The organism is Parashewanella hymeniacidonis (assembly GCF_016900895.1).
In the GTDB taxonomy this organism is placed as follows: Bacteria; Pseudomonadota; Gammaproteobacteria; order Enterobacterales; family Shewanellaceae; genus Parashewanella; species Parashewanella hymeniacidonis.
The window spans coordinates 1-16,888 of the sequence record NZ_JAFEUN010000058.1 but is presented as its reverse complement, the minus strand read 5'-3'; the positions used below and the strand labels follow the sequence as shown (position 1 = coordinate 16,888).

General features: G+C 40.1%; 20 protein-coding genes and 1 pseudogene. 9 read left to right on the top strand and 12 right to left on the bottom strand.

The genetic code is table 11. The annotated features are described in order from the left end of the window. Positions 1-151: 151 nt before the first annotated feature. From kdsA to JQC92_RS12535, 4 genes are all read right to left on the bottom strand, one after another. Positions 152-1,000 carry a 3-deoxy-8-phosphooctulonate synthase gene (gene kdsA, locus JQC92_RS12550; protein WP_204999982.1) on the bottom strand — a complete coding sequence of 283 codons (849 nt, stop codon included), beginning with the start codon at positions 998-1,000 and terminating at the stop codon, positions 152-154. Between the two features lie 44 nt (positions 1,001-1,044). Continuing rightward, positions 1,045-2,292, bottom strand: coding sequence for a DUF819 family protein (locus tag JQC92_RS12545; RefSeq protein ID WP_204999981.1), 1,248 nt, complete (start codon positions 2,290-2,292; stop codon positions 1,045-1,047). A 66-nt stretch (positions 2,293-2,358) separates the two neighbouring features. Then, positions 2,359-3,147 carry a transglutaminase family protein gene (locus JQC92_RS12540; RefSeq protein WP_204999980.1) on the bottom strand — a complete coding sequence of 263 codons (789 nt, stop codon included), beginning with the start codon at positions 3,145-3,147 and terminating at the stop codon, positions 2,359-2,361. Then, the gene (locus tag JQC92_RS12535; RefSeq protein WP_204999979.1) at positions 3,144-3,533 is read right to left on the bottom strand and encodes a SirB2 family protein; all 390 of its coding nucleotides are present in this window, start codon (positions 3,531-3,533) and stop codon (positions 3,144-3,146) included. Before JQC92_RS12535 ends, JQC92_RS12540 begins: the two co-directional genes overlap by 4 nt. A gap of 250 nt (positions 3,534-3,783) precedes the next feature. On the opposite strand from JQC92_RS12535, the gene JQC92_RS12530 reads away from it, so the two are divergent. Further along, a complete protein-coding gene (locus JQC92_RS12530) occupies positions 3,784-5,178 on the top strand; it encodes a protein kinase family protein (protein ID WP_204999978.1) in 1,395 nt (464 codons plus the stop codon). A 46-nt stretch (positions 5,179-5,224) separates the two neighbouring features. Here the strand turns inward: JQC92_RS12530 and prmC are convergent, their stop codons facing one another. The 5 genes from prmC to JQC92_RS12505 form a co-directional block, all read right to left on the bottom strand. Continuing rightward, a complete protein-coding gene (gene prmC / locus JQC92_RS12525) occupies positions 5,225-6,067 on the bottom strand; it encodes a peptide chain release factor N(5)-glutamine methyltransferase (protein WP_204999977.1) in 843 nt (280 codons plus the stop codon). A gap of 66 nt (positions 6,068-6,133) precedes the next feature. Then, positions 6,134-7,216, bottom strand: coding sequence for a peptide chain release factor 1 (prfA, locus tag JQC92_RS12520; RefSeq protein WP_129948415.1), 1,083 nt, complete (start codon positions 7,214-7,216; stop codon positions 6,134-6,136). Between the two features lie 13 nt (positions 7,217-7,229). Further along, positions 7,230-8,480 carry a glutamyl-tRNA reductase gene (gene hemA / locus JQC92_RS12515; RefSeq protein ID WP_204999976.1) on the bottom strand — a complete coding sequence of 417 codons (1,251 nt, stop codon included), beginning with the start codon at positions 8,478-8,480 and terminating at the stop codon, positions 7,230-7,232. A gap of 197 nt (positions 8,481-8,677) precedes the next feature. Then, positions 8,678-9,604, bottom strand: coding sequence for a ketopantoate reductase family protein (locus tag JQC92_RS12510; protein ID WP_204999975.1), 927 nt, complete (start codon positions 9,602-9,604; stop codon positions 8,678-8,680). A gap of 31 nt (positions 9,605-9,635) precedes the next feature. Then, a complete protein-coding gene (locus JQC92_RS12505) occupies positions 9,636-9,980 on the bottom strand; it encodes a VanZ family protein (protein ID WP_129948412.1) in 345 nt (114 codons plus the stop codon). Positions 9,981-10,084: 104 nt separating this feature from the next. On the opposite strand from JQC92_RS12505, the gene JQC92_RS12500 reads away from it, so the two are divergent. Beyond that, complete coding sequence (locus tag JQC92_RS12500) at positions 10,085-10,570, top strand: YajQ family cyclic di-GMP-binding protein (protein ID WP_204999974.1); 486 nt, start codon at positions 10,085-10,087, stop codon at positions 10,568-10,570. Positions 10,571-10,616: 46 nt separating this feature from the next. Here the strand turns inward: JQC92_RS12500 and JQC92_RS12495 are convergent, their stop codons facing one another. The 3 genes and pseudogenes from JQC92_RS12495 to JQC92_RS12485 form a co-directional block, all read right to left on the bottom strand. Beyond that, positions 10,617-10,859, bottom strand: a complete 243-nt coding sequence (locus tag JQC92_RS12495; RefSeq protein WP_204999973.1) for a hypothetical protein — start codon at positions 10,857-10,859, stop codon at positions 10,617-10,619. Between the two features lie 338 nt (positions 10,860-11,197). Next, a pseudogene (locus tag JQC92_RS12490) lies at positions 11,198-11,521 on the bottom strand (ISAs1 family transposase); the annotation flags it as partial. A gap of 164 nt (positions 11,522-11,685) precedes the next feature. Next, entirely contained in the window at positions 11,686-13,179 is a 1,494-nt protein-coding gene (locus JQC92_RS12485; RefSeq protein WP_204999972.1) for an FMN-binding glutamate synthase family protein, read from the bottom strand. Between the two features lie 249 nt (positions 13,180-13,428). Here JQC92_RS12485 and JQC92_RS12480 point away from each other — a divergent pair, with 249 nt between their 5' ends. The 7 genes from JQC92_RS12480 to JQC92_RS12450 form a co-directional block, all read left to right on the top strand. Continuing rightward, positions 13,429-14,175 (top strand): ferredoxin--NADP reductase, encoded by a 747-nt coding sequence (locus JQC92_RS12480; RefSeq protein WP_204999971.1) that lies wholly within the window; start codon positions 13,429-13,431, stop codon positions 14,173-14,175. A gap of 177 nt (positions 14,176-14,352) precedes the next feature. After that, positions 14,353-14,715: a thioredoxin domain-containing protein gene (locus tag JQC92_RS12475; RefSeq protein ID WP_204999970.1), complete on the top strand. Its 363-nt coding sequence runs from the start codon at positions 14,353-14,355 to the stop codon at positions 14,713-14,715. Positions 14,716-15,042: 327 nt separating this feature from the next. Then, a complete protein-coding gene (locus JQC92_RS12470; RefSeq protein WP_239480544.1) occupies positions 15,043-15,270 on the top strand; it encodes a uroporphyrinogen decarboxylase in 228 nt (75 codons plus the stop codon). A 55-nt stretch (positions 15,271-15,325) separates the two neighbouring features. Further along, complete coding sequence (gene tnpA, locus JQC92_RS12465; protein ID WP_204999968.1) at positions 15,326-15,721, top strand: IS200/IS605 family transposase; 396 nt, start codon at positions 15,326-15,328, stop codon at positions 15,719-15,721. A gap of 168 nt (positions 15,722-15,889) precedes the next feature. Then, positions 15,890-16,336 (top strand): IS200/IS605 family transposase, encoded by a 447-nt coding sequence (gene tnpA / locus JQC92_RS12460; protein ID WP_204999967.1) that lies wholly within the window; start codon positions 15,890-15,892, stop codon positions 16,334-16,336. A 48-nt stretch (positions 16,337-16,384) separates the two neighbouring features. Next, positions 16,385-16,591 carry an ankyrin repeat domain-containing protein gene (locus JQC92_RS23200; RefSeq protein WP_420851317.1) on the top strand — a complete coding sequence of 69 codons (207 nt, stop codon included), beginning with the start codon at positions 16,385-16,387 and terminating at the stop codon, positions 16,589-16,591. Between the two features lie 54 nt (positions 16,592-16,645). Beyond that, a partial coding sequence (locus JQC92_RS12450; protein ID WP_204999965.1) for a transposase family protein occupies positions 16,646-16,888 on the top strand: 243 nt, incomplete at its 3' end.

The following is a 16,888-nucleotide window of genomic DNA, read 5'->3' as shown; positions in this document are numbered from 1 at the left end:
CAACACTTGTTATACTTTAAATTTATAATCGGAATACGCAAAAAATTCGAGGAATATGAAGAAATGGTAATATGGGGTTTAGAACAAAACAAAATAATATAATGAATAAAGCCAATCGCTAATTTTTTAACGATTGGCTTAATAAAGCGTTTTAGATGCTCGTATCCAACTTAGGGAAAGATTTCACTAAATCATCTAAAGATTTCATTTGAGATAAGTAGCCTTCAAGCTTTGAGAGAGGTAAAGCACAAGGGCCATCACATTTTGCATTGTCTGGATCTGGGTGCGCTTCAATGAATAACCCTGCCAAGCCAAGTGCCATTCCGCTGCGGGCTAACTCAGTCGCTTGTGCACGACGACCACCTGCAGAATCAGCTCGGCCTCCTGGACGTTGAAGCGCATGTGTTGCATCAAAAATGACTGGGTAACCTGTTTGCTTCATTTCATCCATGCCAAGCATATCGACGACAAGGTTGTTGTAACCAAAGCTGCTGCCACGTTCGCAAAGCATGATTTCATCATTGCCTGCTTCGTTAAATTTTTTCACTATGTGGCGCATCTCATGCGGCGCTAAAAACTGTGGCTTTTTAACGTTAATGATTGCACCTGTTTTAGCCATCGCAACCACTAAATCTGTTTGACGGGCTAAAAAAGCCGGCAATTGAATGATATCAACAATCTCTGCAACAGGAGCTGCTTGATGAACTTCATGGACATCAGTGATGATTGGAAGGTTGAAAGTATTTTTGATTTCTTCAAATATCTTTAAACCTTCTTCCATGCCAGGGCCACGGTAAGAATTAACCGATGAACGGTTTGCTTTGTCGAATGACGCCTTAAACACATAAGGAATGTTTAGCTTTTGAGTAACCTCAGAGTAGGTCTCAGCAATTTGCATCGCAAGATCGCGTGACTCAAGTACGTTCATTCCACCAAAAAGGACGAACGGTTTATCATTGGCAATATCGATATTACCAAGCTTTATGTTCTTTTGGCTCATTATGAGTGCCTCTAACATGGCGCCAAATGACGCCTAAGTGATAATTAATTTGTTAACGTTTGCAGTAGCTGACCACAGAACCAAGCGGCGTAAGTGCCCACGGCATAACCAAATACTGCAAGTAAAACTCCAACAGGTGCTAATGACGGGTGGAAGGCTGCAGCAACTACCGGTGCTGATGCTGCACCGCCGACATTGGCTTGACTCCCCACGGCCATGTAAAAGAGTGGAGCTCTAATTAGCTTGGCGATAATTAACATAAATGCAGCGTGAACAATCATCCAGCTAATACCCAATAAGAAATAAATAGGTGTTTCTAGAATCTTCAAGACATCCATATGTAGGCCGATAGAAGCCACAAGAATGTATAAAAATGCAGATGCAACTTTAGATGCGCCAGCGGCCTCAACTTCTCTAACCCGTGTGAATGACAGCACGATACCAATTGTTGTAACGGTTACAATCAACCAGAAGAAGCTGGAGGTTAAACTAAAGTGCTTGGTTTCAGGGTAGTGTTCAGCAAAGAATGGGCCTAAGAAGTCGGCAATGTAATGCGCTAAGCCAGTGATACCAAAACCAATTGCGATAATGAGCATGTAATCGCGTAGGGTAGGTTGGCGAGAGTTTTCCTTTTGGTATTTCTCTACTTTCTGTCTTAGAGTCTCAATTGCAGTGGTATCGGCACCAGTCTTTTGGTCGATTTGTTTATGTTTAGATGCCATAAACAATAATACCGCCATCCATATGTTCGCAACAATAACATCTACGGTGATCATTGCGGAGAAGATGTTGCCGCCAACTTCATAGATTTCCTTCATTGAAGCTTGGTTGGCTCCACCGCCAATCCAGCTGCCAGCTAGCGTTGTCATGCCGCGCCACACTGCATCAGGGCCATGTCCGCCCAATAAACTTGGTTCGATGGCTGATACGACCAATAACGAGACCGGAGCACCAATCACGATACCCGCAGTACCAACTAAAAACATGATTAATGCTTTAGGGCCAAGGTTTAAAATCGCTTTTAGGTCGACACTCAGTATGAGCAGGACTAGGCAGGCTGGTAATAAGTAGCGTGACGCAACAAAGTAAATCTTTGATTCATGACCATCAACAATACCAAGAGTGTTCAATAGTGATGGTAAAAAATAACAAAGTAGTAATGCTGGTATGTACTTGTAGAATGATTTCCAAAATGGGTGGCTTGAGCTGTTGGTATAAAATACAAAGCCTAATATGACCGCGAGCAAACCAAGAACGGTTGCATCGTTAGTAATCAAGACATCATGTGCCATGTCACTTGTCTCCCTTGCGCAATTTGCAGTTATTATTATTGTCACTCAATATAGTCTGAGTGCGATTTAGTGATAAGTTTCCGTTGTGTCGTTGAGTTCTTGCAATTGAATTTTTACAAGTTCGGTCACTGGATCGTGAGGGCTTTGTTCGACAAAGTGCTCTAAATCTTCTTTAGCCATCTTGATACAGCCCAATTGCTCAGCAACAAAAGCACGTTCACGGTTTAAATGAGCATCATCGCTGTGCCATTCAAGTAACAAGTTACAGCACTCTAATGCTTGTTCAAATTGATTCGATACGATGCAACCGGCTTTCTGCTCATGCATCATACGAGACATTAAGCGCTTGTTAGAGGCTGCTTTGAAGTAACTGCTTTTTAGTGGTGCATGATTACCGAGTTCGCCACGAACAAAAGCATGCAGCATTTTACGGTTCAGCTCTTTACCATTGAGTGGGTCAATGAACTTGCTGCTTCCATCAATATTGCTGCGCAAGACAGTATGTCCAGGTAAAAAGATGAGTTCGAGCTCTAAATCAAGTTGTTTAGCAAGCAGCTTAAGTACTGTCGCTAACGTAGTGCTGTTTCCCTGACGACTGATTAAGCACGTGCCTAAGTCAGCGGCGTCTGAGCTAAAGTAATCTTCTCGCTGTCGAAAGCCTAAGTCTCGGTAAAACCAATTTAGTAAAACATTGAAGCGCTTTTGTTGATTTACGAGATAGTGACTTAACACTGAACCTGCTAATTCAAACCAGGCCCATTTGGCGTCTTCTAAACGAGAAAAGCCGAGGTGTTCGCTCAGCTCTAATATAGATTCAGGCAACTTCACTGAATCAGGTAACGCATATTTAATCATGAAACTATCATTATGGGTTGTTTAAACACGGCCATTCTAGCGGCATAAACGAGCCAGCTAATTGCACCTATGTAGGCAAAAATCTTAAAAATGGCTCCGCGATCTATTTTCATCGCAATAATACCTAAAACAATATAAGCGGCAACGGCACCAATTTTTTCTGTCAACCAAGGATTCTCAAATGGGTATTGATTAATAATGAAGCACAGAGCAACGCCTGAAAGCAGCAAAAATGTATCAATTACATGTGGTGCAATTTTTAGAAACTTTTTTTCCAAAATAGTACTGCCACGTAAGTGCAATACAAAACGTACGGTGAAGAAAATAACACTCAATGCAATCAACATTAGGTGTAAGTGTTTTACCGCAGGATATAAGCTTGTCATAGTTTTTTAAGTTTTAGGTGGTTAACGAAAGCGTTAGTTTAACTGATTCGTAAAGCTTTTGGTAATACAGACTGAATCTAAAGTTCTTTTGTAAATTAATTTTGAATATGAAGTTATCAATCGATGAATTACCTAGCATGGCTCTAAAAAAAATGAAACATAGGTGAAGAAAGATTAAGTCAGGCTTAACTAATTCTCTCTCACAGTTTAGTATAAAATCAGTTTTTCCCCCAACCTCGGGGAGGCTTGAATGAGTTGTTCGTATGAAAAAGTTAAAGCTCGGCTTTTTTGCGTCGAAGCACTGCACGCAATTGATGTTAGTGAAGATGCAAATACCTATGAGTTTTGTCTTGATGATGAAAAAAAGTATTTAATTACAATAACCCCAGATTGGACATGTAATGTTAAACGCAACTATAATTCTAAATCACGCTGTGATTGGCTTAGAACATTTGTGGCTTGGATTGGAGGCAATCAAACTCGTCAACAGATACATAGAGCTTTAGGCGAAAAGTCACAAGTAGAATTAAAAAACCTGTTTTCTGTCCCATACAAAAAAATAGAAGTTATTACTTGTCTAGAAAACGAAAGGCAACATCAGTTAAGGAAAAAGGAAGAAACCTTAAAGGTTAAACAACCTAAAAGCAGTATTAAAGAGCGTATGGCTGAAGCTAAAGATGTCGAAAGTGCTGTTGCGGTAGCTATTCCCGATTTAGAAAGTAAACAACAAACATCGATAGAGCAAAATCTGACTAAATCAGGTCGGCACTATACGGTTGATTCACAAATAAAGGCTGGATTCTGCCGTAAGCTTAAAATTTTTTTTGATCCAAATGATAAGTTACCTCCTTTTTGGTGTCCGAGGAGAAAAGTACCTACCGATGAACAAGTTGAGGGATTAGAAAAAAAACTCGTGGCCAAGGATGATTTTTTTGTCAAATTAAAGGCTAAAAAAGGTGTAACTTTTGAAGAGCGCAAACATAAGCTTGACCAAATTTCGTTGGTCTTACAGCCATATACATCATGTTGCCCTTGTAGAGTGTTAGATGATACAACCATCATTGCTCGGTCAGGTGGCAAAGAGCTATTCACATATTTACATGGTGAAGAGGAAGGAAAAGTCCCAATTAATGCTTTCAAGAATGCAGCAGCAGATTTAAAAGAAATGCATCGTAATAAGATTTTTTTAAGAGATATTAAGTCTGAAAATTTAGCGATTAGTGGAGATAAAAATATATTTTTTATTGATACCGATGAGGCTGCAATTCCGAAACTTGATAACTATGACCATAGTAGTGTTCCTAAATATACTTCCAGAATGATGACGGCTGGTCTCTATTCAAAAAGAGAGAAGGGTAATATCGACGGGCTTGAAGCAGGTGACAACTATGCAATGCTGTTAACGATGATTGAATCAACTGTAAAAATAAGAAGTCGCCATGCTTTGTTAGAGACATATGAAAAGTATCGAAATAAAATTCCAGAGGTTACGATTGTGAACGACACTAATATAAATTTCATCAGAAAATGGGTGTGGAAAAACATAAAAGTTGATTATAAAGAGAAGGTATTAGACTTTTTGACTGATCCCGCCAATAACTCTTTATCACTTCCATTATATGACCTTATTAGCTGGCGTAGCTAAAAGGGGGGCACCGTTTTTCTTTCTTGTCAGAATGATTTTTAAACAGTTAAATCTTTCCCAAAGTACACCGCTCATTACTGCCAAAATCTCTCACTGTACCTACATTGTTATAACCAAGTTCTTCAAGCTTTTCTCTTAGTTCAATCCCTTGTTGGTAGCCGTGTTCCATCAATAAATAGCCATTGCTATTTAGGTGGTTTTTAGCATGCTCAGCGATGAAATAGAGATCAGCGAAACCATGTTCAGCCGCAGTAAGTGCACTTTGAGGTTCAAAGCGAACATCACCTTCACCCAAGTGGTGATCATCTTCATCGATATAAGGTGGGTTAGATACAATTAAGTCAAACTGTTGCTCAGCAACGGCTGAAAACCAATCACTTTGTAGAATTTCAACGTGAGGTAGCGATAGGTTCTGTCGATTGAGCTGAGCCAGTTTTACCGCATCTTCAATTTTATCAATAGCAGTGATTTGCCATTTTGGTCTCTCAGAAGCCAAAGCGAGAGCAATTGCACCCGTACCCGTACCTAAGTCGAGAACTCTAGCCTCTTCAGGTAGTGTTAAATTTAATGCAGTTTCGACCAAAATTTCAGTGTCAGGCCTTGGGATTAATGTCGTGTCATTAACCAGAAACGGCAAAGACCAGAACTCACGTTCGCCGATAATGTGTGCCACGGGCATGCCCGTTTTACGTTTGGATATCATCAGGCTAAATTGCTGCCATTGTTCTTGATTGAGTGCTTTATCTGGCCAGGTATACAGGTAGGTGCGATTTTTATTTAGACAATGCTGTAAACATACTTCCGCATCAAGTTGAGCAGAATCAGAAGTCTTCATTAATTCTTGGTAAGCCCATTGTATTGATGCAGAAATGGTTGATTGTGAAGACATTGTCTTGTCCTTTTTGGGGAAGTGATTCTAAGCCATACCCAGAGCCTAGGAATGGCTTAAGCCGCTTTACTCAGCGAGTGCGGCAAGCTGATCCGCTTGATGCTCTTGCATGATAGGCTCTAAGATGGCGTTTAAATCACCTTCCATGACATCACCTAGCTTATAAAGTGTCAGGTTGATACGGTGATCACTTACACGGCCTTGCGGGAAGTTATAGGTACGAATACGCTCAGAGCGATCACCACTTGCAACTAAGTTACGACGTGTTGACTCTTCTTCACTTCGACGCTTTTCATCTTCCACCGCTTGCAGGCGAGCAGCAAGAACACTCATGGCTTGAGCCCGGTTTTTATGTTGTGAACGTTGATCCTGACATTCGACCACGATACCTGATGGGATGTGAGTAATACGAATGGCTGAATCGGTTTTGTTGACGTGCTGTCCACCTGCACCTGATGCACGGAAGGTATCCACTTTCAGATCTGCTGGATTCACTTCAATCGCTTCAGCTTCTGGGATTTCAGGCATCACAACTACCGTACAAGCCGAAGTATGAACACGGCCCTGTGATTCTGTTTCAGGCACACGCTGCACGCGGTGACCACCAGATTCGAACTTGAGAGTACCGTACGCGCCATCACCAGAGACTTTCACGATCATCTCTTTATAACCGCCGTGATCGCCCTCATTGGCATTCATGATTTCCATCGGCCATTTATTTGCTTCACAAAAACGACTGTACATACGGAATAAATCACCAGCAAAAATCGCCGCTTCATCGCCACCTGCACCAGCACGAATTTCAAGGAATGCATTGTGATCATCATTAGGATCTTTAGGTAGCAATAAGATCTGTAACTCACCCTCTAAAGCTTCCAAAACTGATTTAGCTTCTTTGATCTCTTCTTGTGCCATTTCTTTAAGTTCTGGATCGTTTTCAGCCAGCATTTCTTCTGCGGTTTCTAGATCTTGTTGCGCTTGCTGGAAAGCTTTAAAGCTTTTTACCACATCTTCAAGCTGTGCGAATTCTTTTGAAAGGGCACGGAATTTATCTTGATCAGAGATCACACTGGCATCGCCCAATAGAGCGGTAACTTCATCATTACGTTCTAACAAGCCTTCAAGCTTGCGAATAACGGATTCCTTCATTTGGGATACGACCTTAGTGTTTATCAAGCCCGAGTACGGACTTTAATGTTTCTAGTGTACTCATGTCACCTTGACGACTGGCTTTAGTCAGCGCTTGTGTCGGTGCATGGATAAGTCGGTTGGTCAGCTTATTGGCTAATTCTAGAAGAACTTGTTCGTTATCGCCGCCTTGAGCAATCTTATTTAAGGCTTTTTCAACAAGTTCATCTTTTACCGCTAAGCTTTGAGTTCGGTATGCTCGAATACTATCAACATTATCAAGAGAACGCAGCCACTCTATAAATTGAACCGCTTCTTGATTAGCAATTATTTCAGCTTCTTCAGCTGCTTGTTTTCGAGATTCAATATTTTGTTCGATGATGCTGTGTAAATCATCCACGGTATACAAAAACGCATCATCAAGTTCACCCACTTCTGATTCGATATCACGAGGTACGGCAATATCGACCAATAACATAGGTTGATGACGACGTTGTTTTAATGCTCGTTCGACTAAGCCTTTACCTAAAATCGGCAGTGGACTTGCGGTCGATGAAATCACAATATCAGCGTGTGGCAAATGATCAGGAATGCTTTCAAGCGTCACTGCTTTCGCATTAAATTCTTCACACATTCCTTTGGCACGCTCAAGTGTACGGTTAGCTACCACCATCTCTTCAACACCGCTGTCTTTTAAATGACGGGCAACAAGTTCAATGGTTTCACCGGCACCAATCAACAAAACATTGGTTTTGTGCATATCGGCAAAGATGTGTTTTGCCATGCTAACTGCGGCAAAAGCTACCGAGACTGCGGCACTGCCGATTTCGGTCTCAGTTCGGATACGTTTTGCTACTGAAAAGGTGTTTTGAAATAGGCGGTCAAGCGTTGCACCTACGGTTCCAGCTTCTTTGGCTTTAGTAAACGATTGCTTTACTTGGCCTAGAATCTGAGGTTCACCTAACACGAGAGAATCTAAACCAGCAGAGACACGCATTAAGTGATTGATGGCATCGACATCTTGGAGAGTGTATGTGTGCTGGCGAAGTATTTCAGCGTCAATACCATGGAAGCTTTCAAGCCAAGCTAATACAGCATCGGCTTGAATTCTATTGCAATACAGTTCAGTGCGGTTACAAGTCGATAAAATCACTGCTTCACCCGTTGGGGTGCGTTGAGCCAAACTTTTCATGGCTTCATGTATCACGTCTGGAGAAAAGGCGACTTTTTCACGCAAATCAACAGAAGCAGTTTTATGGTTTACACCAATTGCAACTAGGCTCATCTAAACTCGTTCGAACTGAAAATTAAGAATTACTCACACAGGGACGCTATTCTACTTGATAACGTCTTTTTAACCAATGCCATTTTAAGTGGCTGACTATAAATTAATTTAGATTTTCTTAGGTACAGCGTCAGTACCCTTACGTGTTACAACTCTGGTTACATATCGTCGGCTGTACCTTTTATATCGTCTGATATTTATTGTCTTTGCTGGCTAAGCAATCGAATTGAATCTAATAACTTTTTGTTGGTTGGAATGTGTATTTGGTGTTTATGGGCTAATTTCACAAGGTAGCCATTGATGTAGTCGATTTCAGTTTGGCGCTGATGGGCGATGTCTTGATGCATTGATGAGTAGTTGTTTTGAGTTAACTTAATAACCTCATGCACTCTGTCATGGACGAGTGTGCGCTCAATGGGCAACTTTTCATGCTCAGCGACAAGCATGAGCTCAGAAATAATATCTTGAATGGTGTTGCTGTAGTCTTGATGTGCTAAAGAACCATTCTTGCAAGAATTAATTGCAGTGAGTGGATTAATAACTGAATTAACAGCTAGCTTGTACCATAAAGACGGTAAGATCTCATCGGTCCATTCACTATTAGGAATGGCTGCCAGCAGCAATTGCTTTAAGTCAGCATTCAATGGTTGACCAATGCAATGCCCAAGCTGAGTTAACCCTTTTCCTGTTCGAGTTACTGACCATTTAAAGTCTCGGGTTGCGCCTTGAGACGTGGTACCAAGCGATAACCCTTGGTTCGCTTTTAAATATTGGCTGATCTCTAAATGAGGCCCTAAACCGTTATGGAGTAAAACAATATGACAGTCTTTTGCGATAAATGGCTCAATGCCTTTGATAGCATCCACAACGTGATAGGCCTTAACACAGACAATAATGAGTTTAAGTCGTTTGACCAACGGATCACTGGCTGTTAATGCTCTGATTTGATATTGATGCTCATTTCTATCGAGGTCAGTGAAGTTAACGACTTCATCACATGAGTAATCATATTTATGAATAAAATTCAGGTGAGCACCCGCTTGATGCAATTGGAAACCAATAAGTTGCCCAATTGCTCCTGCGCCTAAAATGCCAATTTTGGTTTCAAATAGATTCATATTCATAAAATTACTTAAATAACTTTCACTCAAAAAATTAAGATGAGCGCTGTTTACGATAACCTAATAATAATAGATAAAAGCAAACAATCCCTAATATGTCAGCACCAAAATCTGCCCATGATGCACTGCGATAGGGTAAATAAGATTGCACCACTTCAATAAGACCTGCATATGCGATAAGCCCCGACATCAAACGCCACCATTTAGGTTTGAATGCTAAATGGGTTAAGGCTGATAATAAGAAAAAGCTACCCATGTGGCCAATCTTATCAATGTGCGGGAACGACTGATTATAACCAGGACGAGAAAATACTAAATAGCTAATGATCAATACAGTGACCACAAGCAGAAATTTAAAAAGATGAGACTGTTTAATCACACAATCGCCCAATATTTAACAAGGTTAAACATCATAATATGGCTTTTATTAAATACCAAGGAAGACTAGAATTATTTCAGCATACTTATTTGAGGTAACTTCATATGCCATCTATGGATATCGTGTCCGAAATTGATAAAGTTGAATTAAAAAATGCAGTCGATAATTCAAGCCGCGAACTTTCAAGTCGTTTCGACTTCCGTGGTAAAGACGCCAGTATTGAGTTGAATGATTTTGTGGTAACGGTATCTGCGGAGGATGACTTTCAATGTCAACAATTGATCGATATTTTTCGTATGCAGTTAAGTAAGCGCAATGTCGACCCTGCAGCAATGGATGTGGACGATAAAGCGATACACAGTGGGAAAACGTTCTCGTTAAAAGTTCGCTTCAAGGAAGGCATTGAAACTGACATTGCAAAGAAACTGGTAAAACTGATTAAAGCGAGCAAGCTAAAAGTTCAAGCTGCAATTCAAGGAGACAGTTTGCGTGTGACGGGCAAAAAACGTGACGACTTGCAAGCTGTGATGCGTTTAGCCAAAGAGTCTGATTTAGGCCAGCCATTTCAGTTTAATAACTTTAGAGACTGAACAAATAGGGCTGCCACTTGGCAGCCCTATTCGGCTTGATAGGGATTTAGCTTTTTAAATTATTAATTTCTTCGCTTACCTCATAACCTTTATCTGTAATGATCTTTTCAAGCACAACCAAACGATGTTTAACACTCTCAACCTCGTCAATGAGTTTTATTTTGTCACTGCTATCGATTTTGGCTTCAAGCTGTTTCATGCGTAAACGGTACTTAAAAAAATCTGCACCAAAAATAGCGAAAAAGATGATGGCAACGATGACAATGTTACTGATTTCACTAAAATCCATATTATTCCCTTTGATCATTGTGAATTAATTTATCGAAAAACCAATACGCAAAAGTTGAGCCAGAATATAGAAACCCTTTTTTGTGCTCCTATTTAATGGGTTTTATGCTCACACAACTGAATTCTAAAAGCTAATGTTTTGTTTTTATGACTATTAATTAACGATTTTCGCCATTAATAATTGGTTGGAGTTTGATGTTTCATCTATGCAGAAGTTGGATAACGTTATAGGTTGAATGTTATCCAACTATTCCAAGTTTATTTGCAGGGGAGTTTAACTGCTCGTTCCCTTTCGAAACTCCCCGTACCTCAGGGCAGGAGCATACTTTGTTAATGCGCCTTACCATCAATAGCAATAAGTGGTTTATCCGAGATTATACGCTTTTCATTAATCCAACTGATCAGGCACAACTGAAGTGCTTCGGGACTGATAGCTTGTACGATACGTGCGATGGTATGCCTGCGTGGGATCCCATTTTTAAAAGAACGAAACTGGCGTAACCAATCTAACTTCAATTCGCCAAACTGCTGTATTTCAGCCCAGCCATCCTGACCACTCGTAATAGCCGAAAATACTAGAAATAGCACATCCACTAAGTTATGGCGCTGATTAATGTGAGAGCGAGGATCTTCAACTAATGATAAATGGTCAAATAAAGATATGGGATGATGTTGTATGTAATTTTCATGATCTGATCATCATTATCTCAAAAAGTTCACTTCTTTTTTAGAGTATGATCCCGCCCTGGGGCAGAGCAGAGTAGTTAAATTTTAGACTATGTTCAGGACACTATTGCAAGCAGCATCTAAGCTGCTTGCAATTTCCGCTATTTATTCAAATGCGAATAATACTTATCAAGCGTAACGGATAAGCCATTCTCTTGAACAATTCTTACATGATGCCTTTCTAATTCTCTTGGATCGCTAACACCACAAGAATGAGCAATCAGCTCGAGATCATAATGCAAATAATGATTGTAGTTTGATACACGCTCGGCTTTATCCATCGGGTCTAACCCTTCTTGCAATTTAGGGTTATGAGTTGTAATTCCTGTAGGGCATGTATCTTTATTGCATTGTAATGCCTGAATACAACCAAGAGCGAACATATTACCACGTGCCGAAGCTGTAAAGTCTGCTCCCATAGCAAGTGCCCAAGCCACTTTTGATGGTGTGACTAACTTTCCAGATGCAATTACCCTGATACGATCTTTTAAGCCTCTTTCTCTAAGAGTATCAACTAAAATTGGTAATCCTTCCTTAAGAGGTAAGCCGACGTAATCAATAAGCGATTGAGGTGCAGCCCCTGTGCCACCGTCAGCACTATCAACAGTAAAGAAATCTGGTGCACTGTGTACTCCACGCTTTTCAATTTCATCGAAAAAGTCGTTTAGCCATTGGGTATCACCAATCACCGCTTTTACGCCAGTGGGTTTTCCTGTTACTTCACGTACATGGTGGATCATGTCAAGAATGTCACCCACATCTTTAAACTCAATATGGCCGTTGGGGCTTATGGAATCTTCACCGACATGAATACCACGAATATTGGCAATTTCTTTCGTAACTTTAACACCGGGGAGGATGCCACCTTTACCTGGCTTTGCGCCTTGACTGAGCTTAATTTCAAACATTTTTACTTGAGTATGAGAAGCGACTTCCATCAATTTGTCATCATCAAGGTGACCTTCTTTATTTCTCACACCATATTTTGCCGTACCTATTTGAAAAACAATGTCACAGTCGCCATCAAGGTGATAAGGACTCAAGCCGCCTTCTCCTGTGTTCATCCAGCACCCCGCTTTTGAAGCGCCGTTGGATAAAGCTAAAACCGCAGGTCGTGAAAGGGCACCAAAGCTCATACCTGAAATATGACAAATTTTTGAGGTGGTGTAAGGGTGACGACAATTCTCACCAACAGTTATTGGTTTAGGTGGTGCAGCATCAGTATCTAATGTTGGAAAGGCGGTATTCATAAACATGATTGAGCCTTCAGTTTCTAAGAGCCTTGTCGAGCCAAAAGCGATAGAGCGATCCGCTTTTTTAGCCGCTCGATAAACCCAGCTTCGCTCGGCGCGATTAAACGGCATTTCTTCACGGTCTTGCGAGAAAAAATACTGCCTGAAAAATTCACCCTGTTTTTCAAATAAGTATCTAAATCGTCCTATGACAGGGTAATTATGACGAATGGCCTGTTTGGTTTGACTTTTATCTTTGTAGTACATGTAAATGATAGCGAGGAATCCTAAACCGATAGCCAGTAAAAATAAGCTACCGAGGAGGTGTAGCCCTTCTGTCACCCAACTTATTTGTTGTTCCATTTTTCCTTCCTTTTTCTTGTCACTCTTGCTCACAGAGTATTCAGTTAAAGACTAGACCATTTTGATGGTTTTGAGCGATTTTTCATCGCTTAATATCTTATAAGACATACGAGATACGATGCTTATTTCACCTCAAATTACATTAGGGTGAAATCAGGAAGAAAGCTATAGTTATAATTGATTGTTTTATGTTCTATAAAAGTTTTGATTTAACCAGCATAATTTAGGTTAATTTTCTGAGGATTAGATATGTGGACTACTGGAAAAGTAATTGAACGAATCGATTGGAACGATAAACTTTTCAGCTTGAGAATTGCTGCCGATGTTGAGCCATTCATTGCAGGACAATTTATCAAGCTAAGTGAGGTTCGTGATGATAAGCGTGTAGCAAGAGCTTATTCAGTGGTTAATCCTCCAGGCAAAGATTATGTTGAAGTGTTAGCAGTGACGGTTGATGACGGCCAACTTTCTCCTGCGTTACATCAATTAAATAAAGGTGATGAAATTCAGGTTTCTAAAAAAGCCGCCGGATTTATGGTATTGGAAGAACTGCCCAAAGAGCATACTGCGAAGCATTTATGGTTTTTGGCAACCGGTACTGCGGTAGGACCATTCTTGTCCATAATGGAAACTGATGAACCTTGGGAGCGTTATGAGAAAGTTGTATTAGTTTATGGTGTGAGAGAAGAGGTTGATTTAGCTTATCTTGAACAGATTGAAGCATTTAAAGAGAAGTACCCAGACCAATTTCAGTTAATTGTTTCTGTTACTAGAGAGAGTGTCAATGGCACTATTTCTGAGCGAATTCCGGATGCAATAATTAACGGTGGATTAGAAAAGCATGCTGGCTTTAAGCTTACAGAAAAAGACTCTCAAGTCGTGATTTGTGGAAACCCAGGAATGATTACGGGTGCGCAACAAGCTTTATATGATAAGGGATTGATTAAAAACTTACGCAGAGCACCGGGTAATATTACTGTCGAAAAATACTGGTAAGGGTAAGATTTATGGCCACACTGTTATATTCACTTGCGTCACCTTATGCTCGAATTGTGAGAGTTGCTATTCGATACTTGAGTATTCTAAATGTAAACGAAGTCATTTCGAACCCTTTTGAAAACGAAGCCAACCTTGTATACCCATGATACCTGAAGATGCTCGATTTCAGCGAGAATGCACAGCTTGTTAATCAAGGCGACAGTGTGCGGCAATAGTGAGCTATTGTTAGCACTGGCAACACAGAAAGTCCTGAAACATGCATCTTCAGGTATCATGGGTATAAATGCGAACCCGCTCGCCAAAATACCTTGTCTTATTTTTGACGATAATTGTGCACTTTTCGATAGAGAAGTGATCATCAGATATTTGGATGAAAAGCATGGCAAAAATAAGCTTTTTGGGGAAAAGCTTGATTGGCAAAGAGCGGCTAATTTCTCTATGGTAAAAGGTTTAGTAGACAGTACTGTGGGATTAAGGCAAGAACAAATGCGTGAAGAAGAAGGCGTTAGGTCGCCATTTTGGACCGAACGTTTTTGAAAATGCCATCATACGGACAGTGAAGCACATTGAGGCTCAAAAAAGCGATTTATATGGGGTAAATGATTTAGCAGCTGAACAACTGGTGTTGATTTGTGCGCTTGATTATATTGACTTTCGACACCCTTATCTAAATTGGCAGTCACAAGCACCTCAATTGGCCAAATGGGTGAATAAGCACAAACAAAAATCATGTTTTTCAGAGACGCAACCCAAATAGTCTCACTATATTCATTCTAATTGTTTCAAAAAATGCGGGTGTTTTTGGGCTTTAATCGTACCAAAATTGGAGCGATTAATATCAATTTACTCATTATAGGAGGTGATATGGATTCGATAAATACTGTTGAAGTTATGGGGTACATGGCGTCTGTTTTAGTGGCAGTTTCTCTGATGATGAAAAATATCATTCCCTTGAGAATGGTTAATTTTGCGGGATGCTTTTTGTTTACTCTCTATGGTATTGCTATCTCAGCATGGCCCGTTGCCGCTATGAATGGTTTTGGGTGTTTAGTTAATGTTTATCATCTTATTAAACTGAAACGTGAAGCATAGCTAATTCAATCTCTGAGGGTTTTATTCCCCGCCGCTTGCGGCGTAATATGATGTAATGAGCGAATACATTCACAAGAGCCATAACGTAACTATTTTGCTATATCACTTAGTTTATCCAGCCAAATACAGAAGAGCGGTATTTGACGATACAGTCGATAAGGAAATCAAGAACATATGCCTTGATATAGAAAGTCGTTACCAAATAAAATTTTTAGAAGAAATAGGAACAGACAAAGACCAGGTTCACTTTCTAGTTCAGTCAGTGCCGACGTATTCGGTGACAAAGCTCGTAACGATGATAAAAAGTTTAACGGCAAGAGAAGTATTCAGCCGTTGTCCATCAGTCAAGAAACAGTTGTGGGGTGGTGAACTTTGGACAGATGGATATTTTGCTAGCACAGTTGGTAAACATGGAGATGAACAAATGATTGCTAATTATGTTAAGAATTAAGGGAATGAATATAAGAAGCTCCATAATGTTCATCAGTTAGATATGTTCTAGATTGATACCCCGCTGCTTGCGGCGGGGTAGTTCATCGAGCGGAGCGAAAATCTCGGGGGCTTGCCCCCGTGCTGGATAATGTAGACTAGGCGGCTCCCAGTCTACATTATCCTGTATATGGAGCTTCAAAGAAATTCACATCACGTTTACCGATTAATGTATCACTTTGTATGTGTACCAAAGTATCGTCGCAAAGTGTTTACAGAACCTTATCGTGAGACACTCAAGTCGATTATTTACAAAATTGGCTACGATTATGAAATATATATTGTAGAACTAGAAATATCAGTTGATCACATTCATATGGTTGTAAGAGGTGTTCCTAAGATGTCTCCAAGTGATGTGATGCAAATATTAAAAAGTATTTCAGCTAGACAATTTTTCAAATTTTACCCAGAAATTAAGCGAAGATATTTTTGGGGAGGAAAGCTTTGGACTCAGAGCTATTTTGTTGAAACGATAGGTAATGCAACTGAAGAAGTAATCAGAAAGTATGTTCAAGATCAATTGGTAGAGCTAGACAAAAAAGAGAAAAGTGCAGATCAGCTTGGACTGTTCAAATAAAACTCGGTTGCTTGCGGCCGAGTTCCTTTAAATGAAGGTTCTGAAGCCATTTTTTATCAGTTAGTCCAAATGGTAGTTCATCTCAATGAAATTGACGAGTTTGGCAAAACTGTCTTGCATTATGCTTGTGAAACGAATAACAGTGCATTTGTTTTTATGTTAATTGAAAGTGGTGCACAACCAAATATTAGAGATGAAAAGGGGAATACTCCCAGAGCAAGATCGCGAACGTTTTTTAAGCAGTTGACAACTTAAATTTGACCGAGATCTCAGTTTGTGATCTTATACTTCCTTTTACGGAAGTACATTATGAACTTAGAATTATTTTTTCAAATTTTCGGTAAGCTAGATGATAAGCGTCAATCTTCAAAAGTGACTTATACTCTATTCGACATCCTATTTACTAGCCTTTGCGCCGTGATTGCGGGAGCTGATGGCTGGAAAGATATTCAGGAATATGCCGAAGGTCATTTAGATTGGTTTCAAAAGAATGGTTTTCTGAAAGATGGAGTTCCTGTTGACGATACAATAGCAAGAACCATTGCCAGAATT